Annotated in this window: 20 protein-coding genes and 1 tRNA gene; 10 read left to right on the top strand and 11 right to left on the bottom strand. The window is 67.8% G+C overall.

Features of this window, described 5'->3' with window-relative positions; all coding sequences use genetic code 11:
- Positions 1–23: 23 nt before the first annotated feature.
- From ASF80_RS01525 to ASF80_RS01505, 5 genes are all read right to left on the bottom strand, one after another.
- Positions 24–302 (bottom strand): hypothetical protein, encoded by a 279-nt coding sequence (locus tag ASF80_RS01525; protein ID WP_056307377.1) that lies wholly within the window; start codon positions 300–302, stop codon positions 24–26.
- A 6-nt stretch (positions 303–308) separates the two neighbouring features.
- Positions 309–719 (bottom strand): flagellar export chaperone FliS, encoded by a 411-nt coding sequence (fliS, locus tag ASF80_RS01520; protein ID WP_056307375.1) that lies wholly within the window; start codon positions 717–719, stop codon positions 309–311.
- Positions 720–778: 59 nt separating this feature from the next.
- Positions 779–2,143 carry a flagellar filament capping protein FliD gene (fliD, locus tag ASF80_RS01515; protein ID WP_056307373.1) on the bottom strand — a complete coding sequence of 455 codons (1,365 nt, stop codon included), beginning with the start codon at positions 2,141–2,143 and terminating at the stop codon, positions 779–781.
- A gap of 69 nt (positions 2,144–2,212) precedes the next feature.
- Entirely contained in the window at positions 2,213–3,037 is an 825-nt protein-coding gene (locus tag ASF80_RS01510; RefSeq protein ID WP_056307372.1) for a flagellin, read from the bottom strand.
- Positions 3,038–3,153: 116 nt separating this feature from the next.
- Positions 3,154–4,011, bottom strand: coding sequence for a sigma-70 family RNA polymerase sigma factor (locus ASF80_RS01505; protein WP_157520961.1), 858 nt, complete (start codon positions 4,009–4,011; stop codon positions 3,154–3,156).
- 351 nt (positions 4,012–4,362) lie between these two features.
- Here ASF80_RS01505 and ASF80_RS01500 point away from each other — a divergent pair, with 351 nt between their 5' ends.
- The 3 genes from ASF80_RS01500 to ASF80_RS01490 are packed head-to-tail and all read left to right on the top strand — an operon-like array spanning position 4,363 to position 6,007.
- On the top strand, positions 4,363–4,953 hold the full coding sequence (locus ASF80_RS01500) for a molybdopterin-dependent oxidoreductase (RefSeq protein WP_056307368.1): 591 nt from the start codon (positions 4,363–4,365) through the stop codon (positions 4,951–4,953).
- Positions 4,950–5,675: a ferredoxin reductase gene (locus tag ASF80_RS01495; RefSeq protein ID WP_056307366.1), complete on the top strand. Its 726-nt coding sequence runs from the start codon at positions 4,950–4,952 to the stop codon at positions 5,673–5,675. Before ASF80_RS01500 ends, ASF80_RS01495 begins: the two co-directional genes overlap by 4 nt.
- Positions 5,675–6,007 (top strand): DUF6510 family protein, encoded by a 333-nt coding sequence (locus tag ASF80_RS01490; protein WP_056307364.1) that lies wholly within the window; start codon positions 5,675–5,677, stop codon positions 6,005–6,007. The genes ASF80_RS01495 and ASF80_RS01490 overlap by 1 nt, the downstream gene beginning before the upstream one ends.
- Here ASF80_RS01490 and ASF80_RS18605 read toward each other — a convergent pair.
- The 5 genes from ASF80_RS18605 to ASF80_RS01470 form a co-directional block, all read right to left on the bottom strand.
- Positions 5,959–6,093, bottom strand: coding sequence for a methionine/alanine import family NSS transporter small subunit (locus tag ASF80_RS18605; protein ID WP_082478305.1), 135 nt, complete (start codon positions 6,091–6,093; stop codon positions 5,959–5,961). The two genes, ASF80_RS01490 and ASF80_RS18605, sit on opposite strands and share 49 nt — an antisense overlap.
- Positions 6,090–7,727 carry a sodium-dependent transporter gene (locus ASF80_RS01485; protein WP_056311610.1) on the bottom strand — a complete coding sequence of 546 codons (1,638 nt, stop codon included), beginning with the start codon at positions 7,725–7,727 and terminating at the stop codon, positions 6,090–6,092. Before ASF80_RS01485 ends, ASF80_RS18605 begins: the two co-directional genes overlap by 4 nt.
- A gap of 79 nt (positions 7,728–7,806) precedes the next feature.
- Positions 7,807–7,882, bottom strand: a tRNA-Val gene (locus ASF80_RS01480).
- 40 nt (positions 7,883–7,922) lie between these two features.
- Complete coding sequence (locus ASF80_RS01475; protein WP_056307362.1) at positions 7,923–8,816, bottom strand: RNA polymerase sigma-70 factor; 894 nt, start codon at positions 8,814–8,816, stop codon at positions 7,923–7,925.
- A 9-nt stretch (positions 8,817–8,825) separates the two neighbouring features.
- Entirely contained in the window at positions 8,826–9,434 is a 609-nt protein-coding gene (locus tag ASF80_RS01470; RefSeq protein ID WP_056311608.1) for a carboxymuconolactone decarboxylase family protein, read from the bottom strand.
- 215 nt (positions 9,435–9,649) lie between these two features.
- Here ASF80_RS01470 and aceE point away from each other — a divergent pair, with 215 nt between their 5' ends.
- The 6 genes from aceE (at position 9,650) to ASF80_RS01440 (ending at position 17,284) form a co-directional block, all read left to right on the top strand.
- Positions 9,650–12,376: a pyruvate dehydrogenase (acetyl-transferring), homodimeric type gene (gene aceE, locus ASF80_RS01465; protein WP_056307361.1), complete on the top strand. Its 2,727-nt coding sequence runs from the start codon at positions 9,650–9,652 to the stop codon at positions 12,374–12,376.
- A gap of 31 nt (positions 12,377–12,407) precedes the next feature.
- Complete coding sequence (locus ASF80_RS01460; RefSeq protein WP_056307359.1) at positions 12,408–13,613, top strand: PucR family transcriptional regulator; 1,206 nt, start codon at positions 12,408–12,410, stop codon at positions 13,611–13,613.
- 105 nt (positions 13,614–13,718) lie between these two features.
- Entirely contained in the window at positions 13,719–14,639 is a 921-nt protein-coding gene (locus tag ASF80_RS01455; protein WP_056311606.1) for an ACP S-malonyltransferase, read from the top strand.
- Positions 14,636–15,637, top strand: coding sequence for a beta-ketoacyl-ACP synthase III (locus ASF80_RS01450; protein WP_056307357.1), 1,002 nt, complete (start codon positions 14,636–14,638; stop codon positions 15,635–15,637). The genes ASF80_RS01455 and ASF80_RS01450 overlap by 4 nt, the downstream gene beginning before the upstream one ends.
- A gap of 69 nt (positions 15,638–15,706) precedes the next feature.
- Entirely contained in the window at positions 15,707–15,955 is a 249-nt protein-coding gene (locus ASF80_RS01445) for an acyl carrier protein (protein ID WP_017202249.1), read from the top strand.
- Positions 15,956–16,045: 90 nt separating this feature from the next.
- Entirely contained in the window at positions 16,046–17,284 is a 1,239-nt protein-coding gene (locus tag ASF80_RS01440) for a beta-ketoacyl-[acyl-carrier-protein] synthase family protein (RefSeq protein WP_056307355.1), read from the top strand.
- A gap of 68 nt (positions 17,285–17,352) precedes the next feature.
- Here ASF80_RS01440 and ASF80_RS01435 read toward each other — a convergent pair whose 3' ends face one another.
- Complete coding sequence (locus tag ASF80_RS01435) at positions 17,353–18,009, bottom strand: YczE/YyaS/YitT family protein (protein ID WP_056307352.1); 657 nt, start codon at positions 18,007–18,009, stop codon at positions 17,353–17,355.
- 95 nt (positions 18,010–18,104) lie between these two features.
- Here ASF80_RS01435 and ASF80_RS01430 point away from each other — a divergent pair, with 95 nt between their 5' ends.
- A complete protein-coding gene (locus ASF80_RS01430) occupies positions 18,105–19,508 on the top strand; it encodes a PLP-dependent aminotransferase family protein (protein ID WP_056307350.1) in 1,404 nt (467 codons plus the stop codon).
- The last annotated feature ends 126 nt before the right edge of the window (positions 19,509–19,634 follow it).

Genomic DNA, 19,634 nt, shown 5'->3' with positions numbered 1-19,634 from the left:
GCGCTCGCCGTAACCGCGAATGCTCACCCCTCGACGTCGAGATAGATGGGGACGTCATCTCGTCCGCTGGGGACGCGGCGCAGCGCAGCGATCTCGCGTGCCACGTGGGCGCGCGACGCGGTGAGTCCGCTGATCATGAGCTGCTGTCGGGTGAGCACCGCTTCTGCTCGAGCCCTGAGCTCATCGGGGATCGGGCCGGAGGGCGGCTCGAAGGCCCGGGGGTCCATCGTCTCGTCTGCGGCGTCGAGCGCACGCTCGAACTGCTCGAGGACCGCGAGCCACTCGGTCAGGTTGTCGGGCACGTCGCCTCAGCCCAGAGCCGAGACGCGGGGCGCGGCCGCGCTCGTCATCTCGGCGGCAGCGTGCCAGGCGTCACGCAGGGGTGCGACGAGGTCCCGGCACTCCGCGGTCGCGGCTCGATCGCGCGAGATGTTCGCCGTGATCAGGCGACCGGTGAGGTAGGTGTACACGCCGCGCAGCTCCTCCGCACCGTCCCAGACGTCGGTGAGCGAGCCGTTGAGCTCGGACACGATCCACTGCGCGTGCGTGAGGTGCGGGCCCGCGCCCGGCCAGTCCTCGGCATCCTGCGCCGATGCCGCGCGGTCGATGTCGACCAGCAGCCGATCGTAGAGCAGGGTGAGCAGACGCTCAGGAGTGGCCGATGCCACCTGCTGCTCCAGGTACTGCTGCTTGGCCCGGTCGAGGGAGGTGAGTGCCATGAGTGCGAGCTCCGATGCGGTGCGGTGTGGGGAAGACGGGATCTGGGTGCCGGAGGGTGTCAGGAATCCGAGGACGACGAGAGACCTGCGAGCTGGCTGGTCAGCCATGACGACTGCGACTGCAGCTTCGAGAGCTGGACCTCCAGCTGCGCGTACGTGCGCTCGAGAGTGGCCTGGCGCTGCTCGAGTCGGATGTCCCACCGCTCGACCTGGGTCTTGAGCGTCTTGACCTCGGCCTCCTGGCCCGTGATCCGCTGGGTGAGCAGACCGTCGTACTTGTCGGAGTACTGCGTGGTCACGCCCTCCACACGTCCGGCGATCGACGAGAACAGCTCCTGCGTCTTCTCGGGATCCTCGGCCAGCGCTTTCGCGAACTTCTCGGCATCGAAGGAGAGCACGCCCTTGTCGCTGATCGAGATGCCGATCGTCGAGGGCGAGACGCCGTCGACCGGATGCTGCATCGCGCTCGTGAGTGCACCGCGAAGGTTTCGGACCGTGCTGTCGCCCGTGAAGACGCCCAGCGTGGTGGCCTCCCCGACCGCTCCGACCGTCGCCGTCGATCCTTTGTCGATGCGGGTCAGGAGCGCCGCGATCTCTTTGACGAACGCCTCAGCCGTCGTGGTCTGCTTCTTGGCATCCCGCGCCACGGTCACCGTCACGGGGTCGGCGCTCGCGGTCGTCACGGTGACCTCGATGCCCTCGCCCACGCTGATCGTGTTGCTGGCGCTGTTCAGCGTCTGTTCGGCGGCCGTGCCCGCGAACAGACGGATGCGGGCGTCAGTGCCCTGAGTGATGATCGCGGCCCCAGGTTCGGCGCCGAGCTCCGTCGAGGTTCCGCCGGCGACGTCGGCCGCCGTGCCGCGGTGCACGGTGAACCCGCCGGCAGCCCCGGTCTCGATCGACGTCAACTGGATGCGCGAGAGCGGCTTGCCGTCGGCATCCGTCCCGGCCGGGACGACAGTCGCGCTGACGCCCGCCTTCGAGGCATTGATCGCCTTGGCGAGATCCTGCGGGCCGGTGCCCACCGGAGTCACTTCGACGGACTCGCCGTCGGAGCCGACGAGCGTGAACGTGCCACCCCACGCGGTGGATCCTCCTGCGGCGGTCACGACCGAGTGTGCGGTGGCGACGGCATCGACGACGACCGCGGTCGAGAACGCGCTGGCCTTCTCGCCGGCTGTGACGGTGACGGTGTCCGATGAGGAGGAGGCGGTGAACGAGGCAAGCGACGTCGCGCCCGCTGCGGTCTTCGCCTTCGTGACGAGATCCTGCAACGTGGTGTTGAGCGACTGGAGGTTCGTGATGATCGAGTTGCGATCTGTGATCTTGTTCGTGATCAGCGTCTTCGGGATCGCCGAGACGTCCATCAGCGCCTTGATGAGCTCTTCGGTCTTGAGCCCTGATACGAGTCCGTCGAGTTTCATCCCGGTCGTCNAGGCGCCCGAGCGGAGGTGACTCCGCCCGGGCGCCCGATGCGCCTCAGGCGCAGCGACTCAACGGAGAAGCTGCAGGACGCCCTGGCCCGACTGGTTCGCCTGCGCGAGCATGGCGGTGCCGGCCTGCTGCAGGATGTTCGAAGCGGTGTACTTGACCATCTCGGCGGCCATGTCGGTGTCCGCGATGCGACTCTTGGCTGCCGCGAGGTTCTCGGCCGAGACCTGCAGCGAGTTGATCGTCGACTCGAAGCGGTTCTGCACCGCACCGAGACCGGCGCGAGCCGTCGAGACACCCGTGATCTCCGTGTCGACCGTTGCGATCGCCGCGAGAGCGGTGGCTGCGGAGTCGACGGTCAGGCCGCTGATCGTCGCGCCGAGGCCAGAGAAGTCGGTCAGGGTGACCGCGATCTGGTCCTCTGCGGCCTCCGAGCCGGCGCCGACCTGGAACGTCAGCGTGCTCGCGCTGTCGAGCAGCTTGATGCCGTTGAAGTTCGTGCTGGCCGCGACGCGGGTCAGCTCCTCGCCGAGCGTGTTGATCTCGGTCTTGATGGCGTCACGCGACTCGGCGTTGTTCGAGTCGGAACCCGCCTGGACCGCGAGGTCGCGGACGCGCTGCAGGATCGAGTGGACCTCGGTCAGGGCGCCTTCTGCGGTCTGGATGACCGAGATGCCGTCCTGAGCGTTGCGGGCTGCGACGTTCAGGCCGTTGACCTGCGAACGCAGGCCCTCAGAGATGGCGAGGCCGGCGGCGTCATCGGCTGCGCGGTTGATGCGCAGACCGCTCGAGAGCTTCTCGAGCGACTTCGAGACGTCGTTCTGGTTGACGGACAGGTTGCGGTACGCGTTGAGTGCACCGACGTTGGTTGCGATCTGAAGACCCATGAGAATTCCTCCGTGGTTATGGGACCGAATGCGGGTCCATCCGTGGACCTGCACAACCGATATTCGCGACATGCGACGGCGGCGTAACCACCGATCGCGAAGATTCTGACGTCGGCTCAGCTCGCGACGAGGAGTTCGCCCGATCGGTCACGCATGTCGATGCGGGCGGGGCCGAACAGCGTCTCGAAGAACTCGTTCTTCGCCTTGGTCGAGCGGTCGCCCGTCGTGCCGTTCTCCCAGGCCTCCATCGCCTCGCGCACGAGGGCGAGACCTCGCGAGCGCAGCTTCGACACGTAGGCGTGGCTGACCTCGAGCTCCTCGGCGATGTCCTTGACCATGCGGTCCTCGAGGTAGATGCCGCGCACGACCTGCTGCATCGCCGCAGGAAGCGCGTCGACCACGCGATTCACCATCGCGCGCGTCTCGGACTGCTCGACCGCGTGCTCGGGGAGGATCACACTGTCGGTGAGATCCACTGCCTGACGACCGGTCTCGACATCGAAGTGCTCGTCGAAGCTGATGGCGGTGCGCACCATCTCGTCGAGCTGCGTCATCTCGGCGACGACGTCGACCTCGAGTCCTGACTCCTTCGCGAGCTCGGCCAGAGTCGCCGTGCGCCCGGTGCGGGCCAGCACGGTCTCGGCGGCCACGCGCACTCGTTCGATCTTGTCGCGACCGCGTTCGCCGGCGGGGTCTGCTCGTCGCATCTCCGAGAGCATCGCCCAGTTGATCTGACTGCTGGCGAAGGCTCCGAACGGGATGCCGCGGGATGCGTCGTACGTCATCGCCGCGCGGGCGAGGCCCAGTCGCGCGGCGGAGAGCAGGTCATCGAGATCGACATGAGTCGCTGACCGCGCCTTCTCGACCGCGAGAAAGGTCGCGAGCGGCATGTTGTCGCGCGCGAGCCGCTCGGGTGTGGCGGGTGCGTCGGCGACGGCGCCGGAATCAGCAGAAAGAGCAGAATTACTCAGCAATGTGACTCCGTGTCTTGATCAACTGTTTTACGAGTGAAGCTAGCACGAAGTTCACGTTTATGAGTAAAAAATGGTGGATCGAATCTCATGTCCTTCCCGAGTCGCACGGGCCGACATTTCACGATCGCCGAGGTTCCACAGGACATGGCAGACCGCCTGCGGTCCTTCGCCCGCGGGATCGGCGTACTTCCGCCTCTGTGACCCGACGCCGATGAGCACGAACCCCTCGTGCGCCGTGGCTGCGCGTCACTAGAATCGGTGCGTCACTGCGCGGGCCGACCTTCGACAGTTGTAGGACGGATCTTCCCCGTCGACGGGCTGGACTCACTGGACCGACGAAAGAAGACGAACATGGCTGTGATCTCCCGTGGATTCGGCGCACGGCGCAGAGAGTCCGACGACCGCCTGCCTCCCGGTCAGTATCTGACCGCGGACTTCCCGGTGCTCTCCGCCGGCCCCACCCCGCGGGTGCAGACAGACACGTGGGAGTTCGCGATAGTAGGGCTCGACGGCATCCGCCTCACCTGGTCCTGGGAGCAGCTCCATGAACTCCCGATCGATGACATCACCACCGACATCCACTGCGTGACCCGTTGGTCGAAGCTCGGCACACGGTGGCGCGGCGTCTCACTCGACCATCTGCTGCAGGATGCTGGCGACGGCGACTTCACCCGGGTCTTCTCGTACGGCGGCTACACCACCAACGTTCCGCGGGCAGACCTCTCAGGCGGGAAGGCGTGGATCGCGGTCGAGTTCGAGGGCGAACCGCTCGCACCGGAACACGGCGGACCCGCTCGCCTGCTGGTGCCCCACCTCTACTTCTGGAAGTCCGCGAAGTGGGTGCACGGGCTGGACATGCTGGAGCACGACGAACCCGGGTTCTGGGAGCAGAACGGCTACAACATGTACGGCGATCCCTGGAAGGAAGAGCGGTACTGGTGACGACCTCATCACCGTGGCTGGTCGCTCGAGTCGTCGCGACCCGACCGGCGACGCCGCACGGTCGAGTTCTTCACGTCCGAGTCGCCGGCTGGCCGGGCAACCTCGCCGGACAGCACGTCGACGTGCGCCTCACGGCCGAAGACGGCTACCAGGCCGTGCGCTCGTATTCCCTCGCCTCGTCGGGAGCAGACGAGATCCTCGAGCTCGCCGTCGACGAGCTTCCCGACGGCGAGGTCTCCCCCTACCTCGTCGAAGACGTTCTCCCCGGCGACGAGCTGGAGGTGCGCGGCCCCATCGGCGCCTACTTCGTGTGGACGCCCGACCGTTCCGAGCCCGTGCAGCTCATCGCCGGCGGATCGGGCATCGTCCCGCTCGTCGCGATGGCGCGCGTGCATGCCCTCGCAGCGAGCAGCGCACCGATGCGGATGCTGTATTCGGTGCGCTCGCAGGATGACGCGTTCTACGCCGATGAACTGACCGGCCTCGAAAGCGACGCCTTCACCGTCGACTGGGCCTACACCCGTTCGGCACCGCCGGGCTTCGCGAGACCGGCCGGGCGGGTCGATGCGGCGACGATCGCCGCCGCCACGATTCCACCGAGCGAGCGTCCGTCGGTGTACGTGTGCGGACCGACCGGCTTCGTCGAGGCCGTCGCCGACCTGCTCGTCGCTGCCGGGCACTCCCCCGACCGCATCCGCACTGAACGCTTCGGAGGTGCCTGATGAACGCCACCCACCCAGGTCATCACCACAGGGTCGACGGCAACGCCGCCGGAGGCCTTCTGCTCGAGATCTTCGGCAGAGACATGACGGCCGCACGCGCGACGTGCCGCCACTGCGCGCATGAGGCAGCGCTGGCCGATGCCGTCGCCGAGCTCGACGACGCCGGGGGGATCCTCCTCTGCCGCGGATGCCACCACACGCTCCTGACCTGTCTGACCCTCGACGGGGCGCAGACCCTGGCGATCGGCACTCTGAGTCGGCTGCGCTGGCCTTCCCTCGACGGTCAGAGCTCCACGGGCGGGGCGGGCTCGGAATCCGCAGCCTCCGGGTGACGCGCGAGGTTCACGATCGCGGCGATGAGGCCGCCCCAGATCGTCACCATCGCGATGATCATCATGACGATCGCTGTCGTGGTCATGCGCCCGCTCCCTTCTCCGTCGCGCCCGGTTCCGGAGTCGCGATCAGCGGGATCGACGACGTCTCGGCATCCGGTTCATAGTCTTCCTCGGTGAGGAACTCGTCGTACTCGGGGTCATCCTTCGCGTGCGAGCGGCCGCTCCAGGGCAGGGCCGACAGCAGCAGTGCGATCGCGACGAGCGCGATGACCATGCCCCATCCGAAGACGGCGAGGAACCACCCGGGGTAACCGCCGTACGGTTCGGAGATCTTCGAGATCAGCTCGGTGACGAGCAGATAGCCGAGCACCAGCGGCGCGAGCGCGCCGACGAGCAGCATCCAGAACCGGCCGACACGGAAGCTCGACCGTCGATCGAGATGCTCGACCAGGGCGGGCAGCTTGTGAAGCAGCCAGGCGACGACGATCACGGCGACGAGCGCGACCGCCATGATGCCGAAGGCGTTCACGAACGCATCCGCCGTGTCGAGCACCGACAGAGCCGTGGTGGTCGAGAACAGCGCCATCGAGACGATCGCGAGCGGGATCGAGACCGTCAGGGTCGTGCGGATGCGAGCCCAACCGAGCTTGTCCTGCAGTGCGGCGACGATCACCTCGAGGATCGAGATGAGAGACGTGATACCCGCGAAGACCAGCGCCCCGAAGAACAGGACGCCGATGATCGAGCCGCCGGCTGCTTGCGAGACGATCGTCGGGAAGGCGATGAAGGCCAAGCCGATGCCGGACGACGCCACCCCTGCCACCTCTGTGCCCTGCGCCTGCGCCATGAAGCCGAGGGCCGCGAACACGCCGATTCCGGCGAGGATCTCGAACCCGGAGTTCGCGAACGCGACGACCAGACCGGACCCGGTGAGGTCGGTCTTGCGCTTGAGGTACGACGAATAGGTCACCATGATGCCGAAGGCGACCGACAGCGAGAAGAAGATGTGGCCGTAGGCCGAGGCCCAGACGGCGGGGTCTCCCAGCGCCTCCCAGTTCGGCGTGAAGAAGGCGTTGAGTCCGTCCATCGCGCCAGGCAGGAACAGCGATTGCACGACGAGGATCGCGAACATCACCGTCAGCAGCGGCATCAGGATCATGTTCGCCCGGCCGATGCCGCGCTTCACTCCGAGCGCCATGATCACGATGACGATCAGCCAGACCACCACGAGCGGGATGCCGACCTGCGGCACGAACTCGGTCGAGATGCCCGTCTCGGCGACGTCCGCCGAGCGCAGGAAGTCGATGAAGAAGAAGTCGTTCTCGTTGCCGGGGCCCCAGGTCAGCTGGGCGGAGAACCAGGTGTACATGGCCGCCCACGCGATGATCACCGCGTAGTAGACCGCGATCACCACGCAGATCAGCACCTGCCACCAGCCGAGCGGCTCTGCCCTGCGGTGCATCCGGCGGAACGCCAGCGGAGCGGATCCTCGGAATCGGTGGCCGATGGCGTAGTCGAAGAAGAGGAGCGGGATGCCTGCGGTGAGCAGCGCGCACAGGTACGGGATGAGGAACGCACCGCCTCCGCCCTCATACGCCACGTAAGGGAAGCGCCAGATGTTGCCCAACCCGACGGCAGAGCCGATCGCCGAGAGGATGAAGACGTTGCGCGAGCCGAATGCCTCGCGTTTCGGGGTCTGCGTCGTTGCGGTGGCCATGCGCATGAGGATACCCGCCTTCGTCGGCCCGCCCTCGTCCCCCGCGGCATGACATGCCCGAGAGTCTGACATTCACTGATGGTGGGCCCTGCCGGGATCGAACCGACGACATCCACGGTGTAAACGTGGCGCTCTACCAGCTGAGCTAAAGGCCCTGGTGGTTCCACTCTAGCCAAGTGAACGCGATCACGTTCGTCACCGCACGAGCGGAACCTCCTCGTCGACGCGTCCGAGCTTGTCCGGGTTCGCCATCGAGTAGATCCGGGTGATCCGTCCGTCCTCGACGGCGATCGTGACGATCCCGGCGAGCTGTCCGTCGATCTCCACGCGGATCGCGGGTTCTGCGTTGATCGTCGTGATCACGGTTCGGAATTCACGGCTGAACTTGGCAAGACTGCCGATGAGGTATCGCGCGATGGCGTCCGCTCCGACGAGCGGCCTTCGCGCCGCACCTCGCACCTTGCCGCCGCTGTCTGCGACCGAGACCGCATCCGGGGCGAGCACGTCCATCAGCCCCTGGATGTCTCCGGTCTCCAGGGCGGCGAGCAGCCGGGTGACCGCCCGCTCGTGCTCGGAGGGGATCACGCGGATCCGCGGACGCCGCGCCGCGACGTGGTCCTTCGCACGATGCGCGATCTGCCGCACCGCGGCCGGTGTCTTCGCGACGGCATCGGCGATCTCGTCGTAGGGCACGTCGAACACCTCGCGCAGCACGAACACGGCGCGCTCCGCCGGGCTGAGCGTCTCGAGCACGGTGAGCATCGCCATCGAGAGACTCTCTGCCAGCTCGACGTCATCCGCGACATCAGGGGATGTGAGCAGGGGCTCGGGGAGCCACTCCCCGACGTAGTCCTCGCGGCGCCGGGAGGACGAGCGGATGTGGTTGAGCGCCTGCCGTGTCACGATCCGCACGAGGTATGCCTTGGGTGCGCCGATTCCCGCCTGATCGACAGCGGACCACCGGAGCCACGACTCCTGCAGCACGTCCTCGGCGTCCGCCGCGGACCCGAGCATCTCGTAGGCGACGGTGAACAGGAGGTTGCGGTGCACGACGAACGGATCGTCGTCGGCGTGCGTGACGCGGTCCATGTCGCGAGCCTACGCGGCGGACTGCGCCGCGTCAGGAGTCGCGGACCGCTGGGCGAGCGGAGGAAGCCCGCACGCGTCGGCGAACTCCTCGGAACGGATGCCGAGTGCCACGTTCATCCGCGCGCTCATGTTCATGAACGCCACACGCGCGGCGAGCTCCACCAGCGCCGGTGCCCCGAGATCTGCGAGCAGCGCGTCGGAGAGCTCATCCGTCACCGCCGGCGGGGTCTGGCTGGCGGCCTCCGCGTACTCCATCACCCGACGTTCGACAGGAGAGAAGACCGTCGCCTCGCGCCAGCGCGGCACCTGCCGGATCTTCGTCGCGTCGAGACCGTTGTTGTGACCGATGAAGTAGTTGAAGTCGAGGCAGAAACTGCAGCCGACGGTCGCCGCGGCCGCCATCCCCGCGTACGACGCGAAGTCGCTGTCGAGCTCTTTCCAGCCCTCGGTCTTCCGCCCGATGCCCATGGCGTCCTTCATGACCGCCGGGTTGTTCCAGAGGACGCCGACCGACTCCGGCACTCGGCCCATCATCTTCTTCGCGAACACCTTGATGATCGCGCCGTACACACCCGTGACCTCCGCCGCCGGGAGGCGACTCGTGCTGCTGCTGCTCATGATCGTGGCTCCTGTCCTGTCGTTTCCGACCTTCGACATGAAGACACCGGCCGCGCTCCGGATGTGACAGACGACTCGCATGACGCCTGCGGCATCCGGCCGTCCGTGAAGGGGGATAGGGTGAGGGAGGCACGCGTTGTGCACAGCCGACAAGGCTGCCCGCGTCGCTTCCCGTTTCAATGGCATGACCTGCCAGCTTGACGAAAGGCTCCCCCGTGACTGTGCACGACCAGGATCCGTATTCCCAGGGCCCCCTCGACAGCGATCCGGAAGAGACGGGCGAGTGGCAGCAGTCGCTCGACGAGCTCGTCGACGCCAAGGGCCACGGTCGTGGCCGCGAGATCATGCTCAGCCTGCTCAAGCGCTCGAAGGAGCTGCACCTGGGCGTGCCGATGGTCCCGACCACCGACTACATCAACACGATCGCTGCCGAGAACGAGCCCGAGTTCCCGGGTGACGAAGAGATCGAGCGCCGCTACCGGGCGTGGATCCGCTGGAACGCCGCGATCACGGTGCACCGGGCCCAGCGCCCCGGCATCGGTGTCGGCGGCCACATCTCGACATACGCCTCGTCCGCCGCGCTGTACGAGGTCGGCTTCAACCACTTCTTCAAGGGTGCAGACAACCCCGGCGGGGCCGATCAGATCTTCATCCAGGGCCACGCATCCCCCGGAACCTACGCGCGCTCCTTCCTCGAGGGCCGCCTGAGCGAAGACCAGCTCGACGGCTTCCGTCAGGAGAAGTCGCACGCACCGCACGGCATCCCGTCGTACCCGCACCCGCGTCTGATGCCGGAGTACTGGCAGTTCCCGACGGTCTCGATGGGTCTCGGCCCGATCAATGCCATCTACCAGGCGATGTCGAACAAGTACCTCGAGAACCGCGGTATCAAGGACACGTCGCAGTCGCACGTCTGGGCATTCCTCGGCGACGGCGAGATGGACGAGGTCGAGAGCCGCGGCCAGCTGCAGGTCGCAGCCAACGAGGGCCTCGACAACCTCACGTTCATCGTCAACTGCAACCTGCAGCGCCTCGACGGCCCTGTGCGCGGCAACGGCAAGATCGTCCAGGAGCTCGAGTCGTTCTTCCGCGGTGCCGGGTGGAACGTCATCAAGGTCGTCTGGGGTCGCGAATGGGACGACCTGCTCGCCCGCGACAGCGAGGGCGCGCTGCTCAACCTCATGAACGTCACCCCCGACGGTGACTACCAGACGTACAAGGCCGAGTCCGGTGCGTACGTCCGCGAGCACTTCTTCGGCCGCGACGAGCGCGCCGCAGCCCTCGTCAAGGACTACTCCGACGACGACATCTGGAACCTGAAGCGCGGTGGCCACGACTACCGCAAGGTCTACGCCGCGTTCAAGGCCGCGACCGAGCACAAGGGCAAGCCCACCGTCATCCTGGCGAAGACCGTCAAGGGCTACGGCCTCGGTCCGCACTTCGAGGGCCGCAACGCGACCCACCAGATGAAGAAGATGACGCTGGACAACCTCAAGACGTTCCGCGACGCGATGCACATCCCGATCACGGATTCGCAGCTCGAGGAGAACCCGTACCTGCCCCCGTACTACAACCCGGGCCCGCAGGACGAGACGATCCAGTACATGCTCGAGCGCCGCCAGGCTCTCGGCGGCTACCTCCCGGAGCGCCGTTCCACGCACGTCGGGCTCTCGCTCCCCGACGACACCGCGTACGCGCTGCCCAAGAAGGGCTCCGGCACGCAGGAGATCGCCACGACCATGGCGTTCGTCCGTCTGCTGAAGGACCTGCTGCGTTCGAAGGACTTCGGCCACCGCATCGTCCCGATCATCCCGGACGAGGCCCGTACGTTCGGAATGGACGCGTACTTCCCGTCTGCGAAGATCTACAACCCGAACGGCCAGCACTACACGTCGGTCGACCGTGAGCTCCTCCTCGCGTACAAGGAGAGCCCGCAGGGCCAGATCGTGCACGTCGGCATCAACGAAGCGGGCGCTCTCGCGGCGTTCACCGCGGCGGGCACCTCCTACGCCACGCACGGCGAGCCGCTGATCCCGATCTACCTCTTCTACTCGATGTTCGGATTCCAGCGCACCGGCGACGCCCAGTGGGCCGCCGGCGACCAGATGGCCCGAGGGTTCATCATGGGCGCGACGGCGGGTCGCACCACCCTCACGGGTGAGGGCCTGCAGCACGCCGACGGTCACTCGCATCTGCTCGCCGCCACCAACCCGGCGACGGTCTCGTACGACCCGGCCTACGGCTACGAGATCGCGCACATCATGCGCTCAGGTCTCGAGCGCATGTACGGCGGCAACCACGAAGACCCGAACGTCATGTACTACATCACGCTCTACAACGAGCCGATGGTGATGCCCGCCGAGCCGGAGAACGTGGACGTCGACGGCATCGTGCGCGGCATCCACCGTGTGTCGGTCGGCGAGGGCGAGGGCCCCCGCGCCCAGCTCTTCGCGTCGGGCGTCGGACTCCCGTGGGCCCTCGAGGCGCAGCAGCTGCTGAAGAACGACTGGGGTGTGATCGCCGACGTCTGGTCGGTCACCTCCTGGACCGAGCTGCGCCGCGACGGCCTGGCCGCCGACGAGCACAACTTCCTGCACCCGGAGGAGGAGCCCCGCACCGCGTACCTCACGCAGAAGCTGCAGGGCGCCGAAGGTCCCGTCGTCGCCGTGAGCGACTTCATGCACGCCGTGCAGGACCAGATCCGCCCTTGGGTCCCGCAGCGTTTCGCGACGCTCGGTGCCGATGGTTTCGGATTCTCCGACACGCGTGCCGCAGCCCGTCGCTTCTTCAAGATCGACGGTCCGTCGATCGTCGTCCGCACGCTGCAGTCGCTCGCCGAAGACGGGGTCGTCGACCGTTCTCTCGCCGCGCAGGCCATCCAGAAGTACAGCCTGCACGACGTGAACGCCGGCACCAGCGGCAACGCGGGCGGCGAAAGCTGAGCCATCGGTGACAGGATCCTCTTCGCGCGGTATGGACAAGACCGCGACGCTCACCTGGCTGCGCCGGATCTCCGGTGACATCGCCTCGGTGACGATCAAGCGCCTCGAGGACACCCTCCCCTGGTACGCCGACATGCCACCAGCCCGCCGCTCTGCGGTCGGGCTGGTGGCTCAGGCCGGCATCACCTCCTTCATCCAGTGGTACGAGGATCCGACCTCGACCCCCTGGATCGCCGCGGACATCTTCGCCGCGGCACCACGCGAGCTTCTGCGCAGCGTCAGCCTGCAGCAGACGCTGCAGCTCATCCGCGTCACGGTCGAGGTGACCGAGGAGCGCGTCGCCGGACGAGGCGAAGATCTCCGCGAGGCGATCCTGCTCTACTCGCGCGACGTCGCCTTCGCCGCCGCCGACGTCTACGCCCGCGCCGCCGAGGCACGTGGTCTGTGGGATGCACGACTCGAAGCGCTCGTGGTCGACTCGATCCTCACGGGTGAAGCCGACGAAGAGCTGCCGAGCCGGATCGCTGCGCTCGGCTGGCACGGCCACGGCGAGGTCGCAGTGCTGGTCGGCACGACTCCCCCGCAGTTCGACGTCGATCTCGTGCGCCGCACGGCCCGCAAGCTCGCGGTGGACGTTCTCATCGGGGTGCAGGGCTCGCGTCTCGTGCTCGTCATCGGTCGAGCCCGCATCGCGGGCCAGGAGCCTTCCGAGGGCGAAGAGGAGGAGCTCGGCTTCGAGGAGATCGCGTCCAGGCTCGAGCCCTCGTTCGGTCCCGGATACGTCGTCCTCGGCCCAGCCGTCGCCGCGCTCGTGGACGCGAGCCAGAGCGCGCGTGCCGCACTCGCAGGTTTCGCCGTCGCGCGCGCCTGGCGCAGCGCTCCACGACCTGTCGACGCCGACGACCTCCTGCCCGAGCGTGCACTCGCGGGCGATCCCCTCGCGAAGCAAACGCTGATCGAGCGGATCTATCGCCCGCTGCAGGCACACTCGACCGACCTCGTGACGACGCTGTGGAGTTACCTCGACAACGGCCGATCGCTCGAGGCCACCGCACGCGAGCTGTTCGTGCACCCCAACACCGTCCGCTACCGCCTGAAGCGCGTCAGCGAGGTCATCGGATGGGATGCCACAGGTCCGCGCGAGGCGCTGATCCTGCAGACGGCCCTCATCCTCGGCTCCATCGGCGCGGCCGATCAGGTCCGCCGTCGCCCGCCGCTGCGTCGCCCCTCCCGCTGATCAGTGCGGCAGACACCGATCTGCTGTGCGCCACACACAAGGGATCTTCGGAATCTTGTGATGGATCATCCACCACTTCGGGCAGATCGTTGGCAGACTGGGGTGGTGATTGTCGTCGTATGCCCAGGACAGGGCTCGCAGACCCCCGGTTTCCTCTCCCCCTGGCTCGAGCTGGACGGCGTGACAGAGACCCTCGCCGCCTATTCCGAAGCCGCGGAGGTCGACCTCCAGCAGCACGGGACGGTGTCGGATGCCGACACCATCCGCGACACGCGCATCGCCCAGCCGCTGATCGTCGCCGCCTCGCTCATCGCCGCGAACGCCCTGACGGCCCGTGCAGGCCGCCGTGCAGACGGAGTAGCCGGCCACTCGGTCGGTGAGATCGCGGCGCTCGTGGGCAGCGGTGTGATCGACGCCGAGACCGGGATGCGCCTGGTCGGCATCCGAGGTCGTGCGATGGCGGATGCCGCAGCACAGACCCCCACCGGCATGAGCGCGGTGCTCGGAGGCGACGAGGAGACGATCCTCACGCGCCTGAGTGAGCTCGGTCTCTCCCCCGCGAACTACAACGGCGGTGGCCAGCTCGTGGTGGCCGGCGAGCTCGCAGGGCTGGATGCCCTCGCCACCGAGCCCGTCAAGGGCACCCGCGTCATCCCCCTTCAGGTGGCCGGCGCGTTCCACACGTCGTTCATGGGATCGGCGGTCGCCGTCCTGCGCGACGCCGTGTCGGCCGTGACTCCCTCAGACCCTGACATCACCCTGTGGACGAACCGCGACGGTTCGGTCGTCGCCGAGGGAACGCAGGCTCTGAACTACCTCGTCGACCAGGTCTCCTCGCCCGTGCGCTGGGACCTGTGCATGGCCTCCTTCGCCGATCAGGGCATCACCGGCCTGATCGAGCTCGCTCCTGCGGGCGCGCTGACCGGGCTCGCCAAGCGCGGCCTGCGCGGCGTGCCGACAGTCGCCGTCAAGACCCCCGATGACCTCGATGCGGCCGTCGCGCTGCTGAACGGAGAAGCCGCATGAGCCCCACCCTGAACCAGGTCACCGGTCCCGCGTACACCCGGATCTACTCCTACGGCGCGGCCCGTGGTGAGAACGCGGTGCCGAACGACGACCTCATCGGCCCGATCGACTCGAGCGACGAGTGGATCCGCCAGCGCACCGGCATCGTGACCCGCGTCCGGGCAGACAAGGGCACGGATGCGATCGATCTCGCGACCACCGCTGCCGCCGAGGCGATCGAGAAGTCCGGCATCCCGGCCGACCAGGTCGACCTCGTGATCGTCGCCACCATCAGCAACCCCAAGCAGTCGCCCTCGGTCTCGGCGATCGTCGCCGACCGCGTGGGCGCCAACCCGGCGGCCGCCTACGACATCAACGCCGCCTGCGCCGGGTACGCCTACGCGGTCACCCAGGCCGATGCGCTGATCAGGTCCGGCGCCGCACGCTACGCCCTCGTGATCGGCACCGAGAAGCTCTCGGACATCGTCGACCCCGCCGACCGCAGCATCTCGTTCCTGCTCGGAGACGGCGCGGGTGCCGCGCTCATCGGCCCGAGCGACACGCCGGGCATCGCCCCGGCGGTCTGGGGTTCCGACGGATCGAAGGCCGACGCCGTCGGCATGAACGGCACTCTCACCGAGTTCCGCGACGGCGAGGTGCCGTGGCCGACGCTGCGCCAGGAGGGCCAGACGGTCTTCCGCTGGGCGGTATGGGAGATGGCCAAGGTCGCCCGCGAGGCTCTCGACAAGGCCGGCGTCGAGCCCGCCGACATCGCCGCGTTCATCCCGCACCAGGCGAACATGCGCATCATCGACGAGTTCGCCAAGCAGCTCAAGCTGCCGGAGTCCACGGTCATCGCTCGTGACATCGAGACCACCGGCAACACCTCTGCTGCGTCGATCCCGCTCGCCAGCCATCGCCTCATGGCCGAGCACCCCGAGCTCTCGGGCGGCCTCGCACTGCAGATCGGCTTCGGCGCGGGCCTCGTGTTCGCCGCTCAGGTCGTCGTCCTCCCCTGAGAACGCGCCGACCTTCCCTAGACTGTTCCACGGTTCCGATATACAACCCGTAAGAAAGAGGAAGACCACATGGCTTTCACCAACGATGAGGTCCTCGCTGGCCTCGCAGAGCTGATCACCGACGAGACCGGCATCAACGCCTCCGAGGTCGCCCTCGAGAAGTCGTTCACCGACGACCTCGACATCGACTCGATCTCGATGATGACGATCGTCGTCAACGCCGAGGAGAAGTTCGGCGTCACCATCCCCGACGACGAGGTCAAGAACCTCAAGACCGTCGGAGACGCCGTCAACTTCATCGTCGCCGGCCAGGAGTAATCCACGCAGGATGCCACCCCCGCGCATGCGGGGCGTGGCATCCTCCGCCTTGCCCGCCTTCTGCTCGACCCGCCTGACAAGGAACCACACATGACCAAGCGCATCGTCGTCACCGGCATCGGCGCCACGTCCGCCATCGGCGGGACAGCTCCCGACAACTGGACCAACCTGCTCGCAGGACAGTCCGGAACCCGCACCCTCGAACACGACTGGGTTCAGCAGTACGAGCTGCCCGTCACCTTCGCCGCCGAGGCGATCGTCCGTCCCGAAGAGGTCCTGCCCCGCCACGAGGCGAAGCGGCTCGACCCCTCCTCCCAGTTCGCCCTCATCGCTGCACGCGAGGCCTGGGCGGATGCAGGTTCCCCCGAGGTCGCTCCCGAGCGCCTCGGTGTCGACTTCGCCACCGGAATCGGCGGCCTCTGGACCCTCCTCGACGCGTGGGACACTCTGCGCGAGAAGGGCCCCCGCCGCGTGATGCCGCTGACCGTGCCGATGCTGATGCCGAACGCCGCAGCCGGCAACCTGTCGCTGCAGTTCCAGGCTCGCGCCTACGCCCAGACCGTCGTGAGCGCGTGCGCCTCCAGCACCGAATCGATCATCCACGCGTTCCACCACCTGCAGGACGGTCTCGCGGACGTCGTGATCGCGGGTGGCACCGAATCGGCGATCCACCCGATCACCATGGCCTCCTTCGCCTCGGCGCAGGCGCTGTCGCGCCGCAACGACGACCCCGCCACCGCATCCCGCCCCGGCGCGATTGACCGCGACGGCTTCGTCATGGGCGAGGGTGCCGCGGTGCTGATCCTCGAGACCGAGGAGCACGCCAAGGCTCGCGGCGCCAAGATCTACGGCTACGTCCTCGGCGGTGGAGTGACCGCCGACGCATACCACATCACGGGCAACGACCCCGAGGGCAACGGGGCGGCACGCGCTGTCACCCAGGCCCTCGAGGAGGCCGGCATCACCGCCGACCAGGTCGCTCACATCAACGCTCACGCGACGTCGACGCCGGTCGGCGACCCCAACGAGTACGTCGCGCTCAAGAAGGTCTTCGGCGACCGGATCGATGAGATCCCGGTGTCGGCCACGAAGGCATCGACGGGGCACCTGCTCGGTGGCACGGGAGCTCTCGAGGCGATCTTCTCGCTCCTCGCGCTCCGCGACCGCGTCGCTCCGCCGACGATCAACATGACCGAACCCGACCCGGCTGTGCCGTTCAAGCTCTCGGGCGAGGCGCAGCCCCTCGGCGACGGCAAGCTCTACGCGATCAGCAACTCGTTCGGCTTCGGCGGTCACAATGCCGTCGCGGTCTTCGCGAGCGTCGACTGACTCGCAACCTCAGAGAGAACGGCCCCCGGGTGATCCCGGGGGCCGTTCTCGTCTTCCGGCAGGTGGGACTATGCCCGGGCGAGCTGCCGCGAGCGGGCTGCCCGCAGACGCGTGGTCCAGGGCAGGAACCAGCCCACGAGGGGCCCGACCCCGAAGGCGAAGAGCACAGTTCCCACGCCGACCGGCCCTCCGAGGAGGAAGCCGATCAGCAGCACGCTGCCCTCGATCAGGGTGCGCACCAGCCAGACGGGCCGACCTGAGCGCGCCACGAGGCCTGTCATGAGTCCGTCCCGCGGTCCTGGGCCGAAGTCCGCGGCGATGTAGAGGCCCGTCGCGAACGCGAGCAGGAGGAGCCCCGCCACGAACATCGGCGCGCCGATCCAGATCGACGAGGGTTCGGGGATCACGAAGAGGGCCAGGTCGGCGCTCGGCCCCACGAGCAGCGCATTCAGCAGCGTGCCGAGGCCGACGCGCTGGCGGAGCGGGATCCACAGCACCAGAACGAGCACCGACACGAGCACGGTGACGACGCCGTACCCGATACCGGCCTTCCCGGAGATCCCCAGCGCGAGCACGTCCCACGGGGCGACGCCGACGCCGCCACGCACCATCAGTCCGAGAGCGACGCCGTAGAGGAACAGGCCCACGAGCAGCTGGACGACGCGCTCGACGATGTCGCGCCGGCTGGTGGCGGCGATGGGGAGGAAGGCGGAACGGAGGTGCATTGTTCCATGGTGGCCCCGCTGCTCTGCACGACGCCGAGGCCAGTCGGTGAAAAGTGGCCTGCTGCAACCAGTCCACTTTGCGGCATGCTGGAGTGATGACATCACGTTTGGTCGAGCAGCTGGGCGCGCGGAACGTCGCCGGGGCCACGGCCACGTCGCTCGCCGGGCAGATCCGCGCTCTGATCCTCGACGGTCGACTCACCGTCGGCGAGCGATTGCCCAGCGAGCGGGCTCTCGCGCTCGAGCTGCGCCGCTCACGGTCGACCACGACCCGGGTGTACGGGCTCCTCGAAGAAGACGGCTACGTGTCCCGGCTGCACGGGGGCAGCACGCGGGTCGCCCTGCCGCACTCGACGCCCGCATCCCCGAGTACGGACGACGACGACGCCATCGACCTCTCCATCGCCTCGATGGACTCGACGCCGGGCCTCTACGACGCCACGGTGAGGTCACTCCCCCGACTCGCCGCCCTCCGAGGCACGAGCGGCTATTCGCTGCGGGGGCTCCCCGAACTGCGCGAGGCGGTCGCGCGCCGCTTCACCGAACGCGGGGTCGAGACGGATGCCGACGAGATCATCATCACGTCAGGCGCGCTCAATGCGTTCCACCTCGTCCTCGCCACGATCGGCCGACGGGGAGAACGAGCCCTGGTGGAGCAGCCGACGTTTCCCCACGCTCTCGAAGCCCTCCACCGGCACGGTTACCGGCTGCTCCCCACGCCTGTGGACGTCACAGGCTGGGACGAACGCCACCTCAGCGACACTCTCCTGCGCAGCCGCCCGCACGTCGCGTACCTCATCCCCGACTTCCACAACCCCACCGGTGCGACTCTGAGCGACGCCGCGCGATCCCGCATCGCGACGACAGCGCGGAACTCGGGGACGCACATCGTCGTCGACGAGACCACCGCGGAGCTCGACATCGATCGAGGGTGGTCGCCCCTGCCGATGGCCGCGTACGGTCCGCAGATCATCACGGTCGGGTCGATGTCCAAGATCGCCTGGGGTGGGCTCCGCATCGGCTGGATCCGCGCCGAGCGCTCACTCATCACACGCCTGCTGGCCACCCGCCCCTCCTTCGAACTGGGCACCGCACTCCTCGAGCAGTGCATCGCGGTCGAGCTGCTCCAGGACATGCCGTCGCTCACCGCTCACGTCACGACGCGGCTGCGGGCGGGGCGAGAAGCGGTCGCGCACGGCCTCGCATCCATCGGCGGGCTGTCGGCGCCACCGACGCACGGTGGCCTCTCCACCTGGCTCGATCTCGGCGCGCCGATCTCGACGGCGCTCTCCCTCGCGGCTCGCGACCACCGTCTCATCCTGCCGCCAGGCCCGCGTTTCTCGACCGGAGGGGTGCTGGAGCGACGCCTGCGCATCCCGATCACGCTTCCTCCGGAGCGGACGGCCGAGGCGATGGGACGACTGCAGCTCGCGTGGAACGATGTGATGGCCGGCGGATCGTCCGCGCTCCGGGAGATGCCGAGCACGGCCGTCATCTGAGTGCAGACGAGGACCCCGTCCCTGATCCAGGGGCGGGGTCCTCGTCATGTGGAACAGGGATTCGCCTTCTCAGCGTCCGGGATCACTCACCGGCATCCGATACTCACGCCTTCCCGCTCCAGGTCT

This window comes from Microbacterium sp. Leaf159, assembly GCF_001423615.1.
Classification (GTDB): domain Bacteria; phylum Actinomycetota; class Actinomycetes; order Actinomycetales; family Microbacteriaceae; genus Microbacterium.
This window is presented reverse-complemented; position numbering and strand designations above follow the sequence as displayed.

Coding starts and splice junctions, on each gene's coding strand:
- ASF80_RS01460 (WP_056307359.1), top strand. CDS start 12,408: ATGGACAAGACCGCGACGCTCACCTGGCTGCGCCGGATCTCCGGTGAC.
- ASF80_RS01475 (WP_056307362.1), bottom strand. CDS start 8,816: ATGGACCGCGTCACGCACGCCGACGACGATCCGTTCGTCGTGCACCGC.
- ASF80_RS01430 (WP_056307350.1), top strand. CDS start 18,105: ATGACATCACGTTTGGTCGAGCAGCTGGGCGCGCGGAACGTCGCCGGG.
- ASF80_RS01450 (WP_056307357.1), top strand. CDS start 14,636: ATGAGCCCCACCCTGAACCAGGTCACCGGTCCCGCGTACACCCGGATC.
- ASF80_RS01445 (WP_017202249.1), top strand. CDS start 15,707: ATGGCTTTCACCAACGATGAGGTCCTCGCTGGCCTCGCAGAGCTGATC.
- fliS (WP_056307375.1), bottom strand. CDS start 719: ATGGCACTCACCTCCCTCGACCGGGCCAAGCAGCAGTACCTGGAGCAG.
- ASF80_RS01435 (WP_056307352.1), bottom strand. CDS start 18,009: ATGCACCTCCGTTCCGCCTTCCTCCCCATCGCCGCCACCAGCCGGCGC.
- ASF80_RS01490 (WP_056307364.1), top strand. CDS start 5,675: ATGAACGCCACCCACCCAGGTCATCACCACAGGGTCGACGGCAACGCC.
- ASF80_RS01500 (WP_056307368.1), top strand. CDS start 4,363: ATGGCTGTGATCTCCCGTGGATTCGGCGCACGGCGCAGAGAGTCCGAC.
- ASF80_RS01485 (WP_056311610.1), bottom strand. CDS start 7,727: ATGGCCACCGCAACGACGCAGACCCCGAAACGCGAGGCATTCGGCTCG.
- fliD (WP_056307373.1), bottom strand. CDS start 2,143: ATGAAACTCGACGGACTCGTATCAGGGCTCAAGACCGAAGAGCTCATC.
- ASF80_RS01510 (WP_056307372.1), bottom strand. CDS start 3,037: ATGGGTCTTCAGATCGCAACCAACGTCGGTGCACTCAACGCGTACCGC.
- ASF80_RS01440 (WP_056307355.1), top strand. CDS start 16,046: ATGACCAAGCGCATCGTCGTCACCGGCATCGGCGCCACGTCCGCCATC.
- ASF80_RS01470 (WP_056311608.1), bottom strand. CDS start 9,434: ATGAGCAGCAGCAGCACGAGTCGCCTCCCGGCGGCGGAGGTCACGGGT.
- ASF80_RS18605 (WP_082478305.1), bottom strand. CDS start 6,093: ATGACCACGACAGCGATCGTCATGATGATCATCGCGATGGTGACGATC.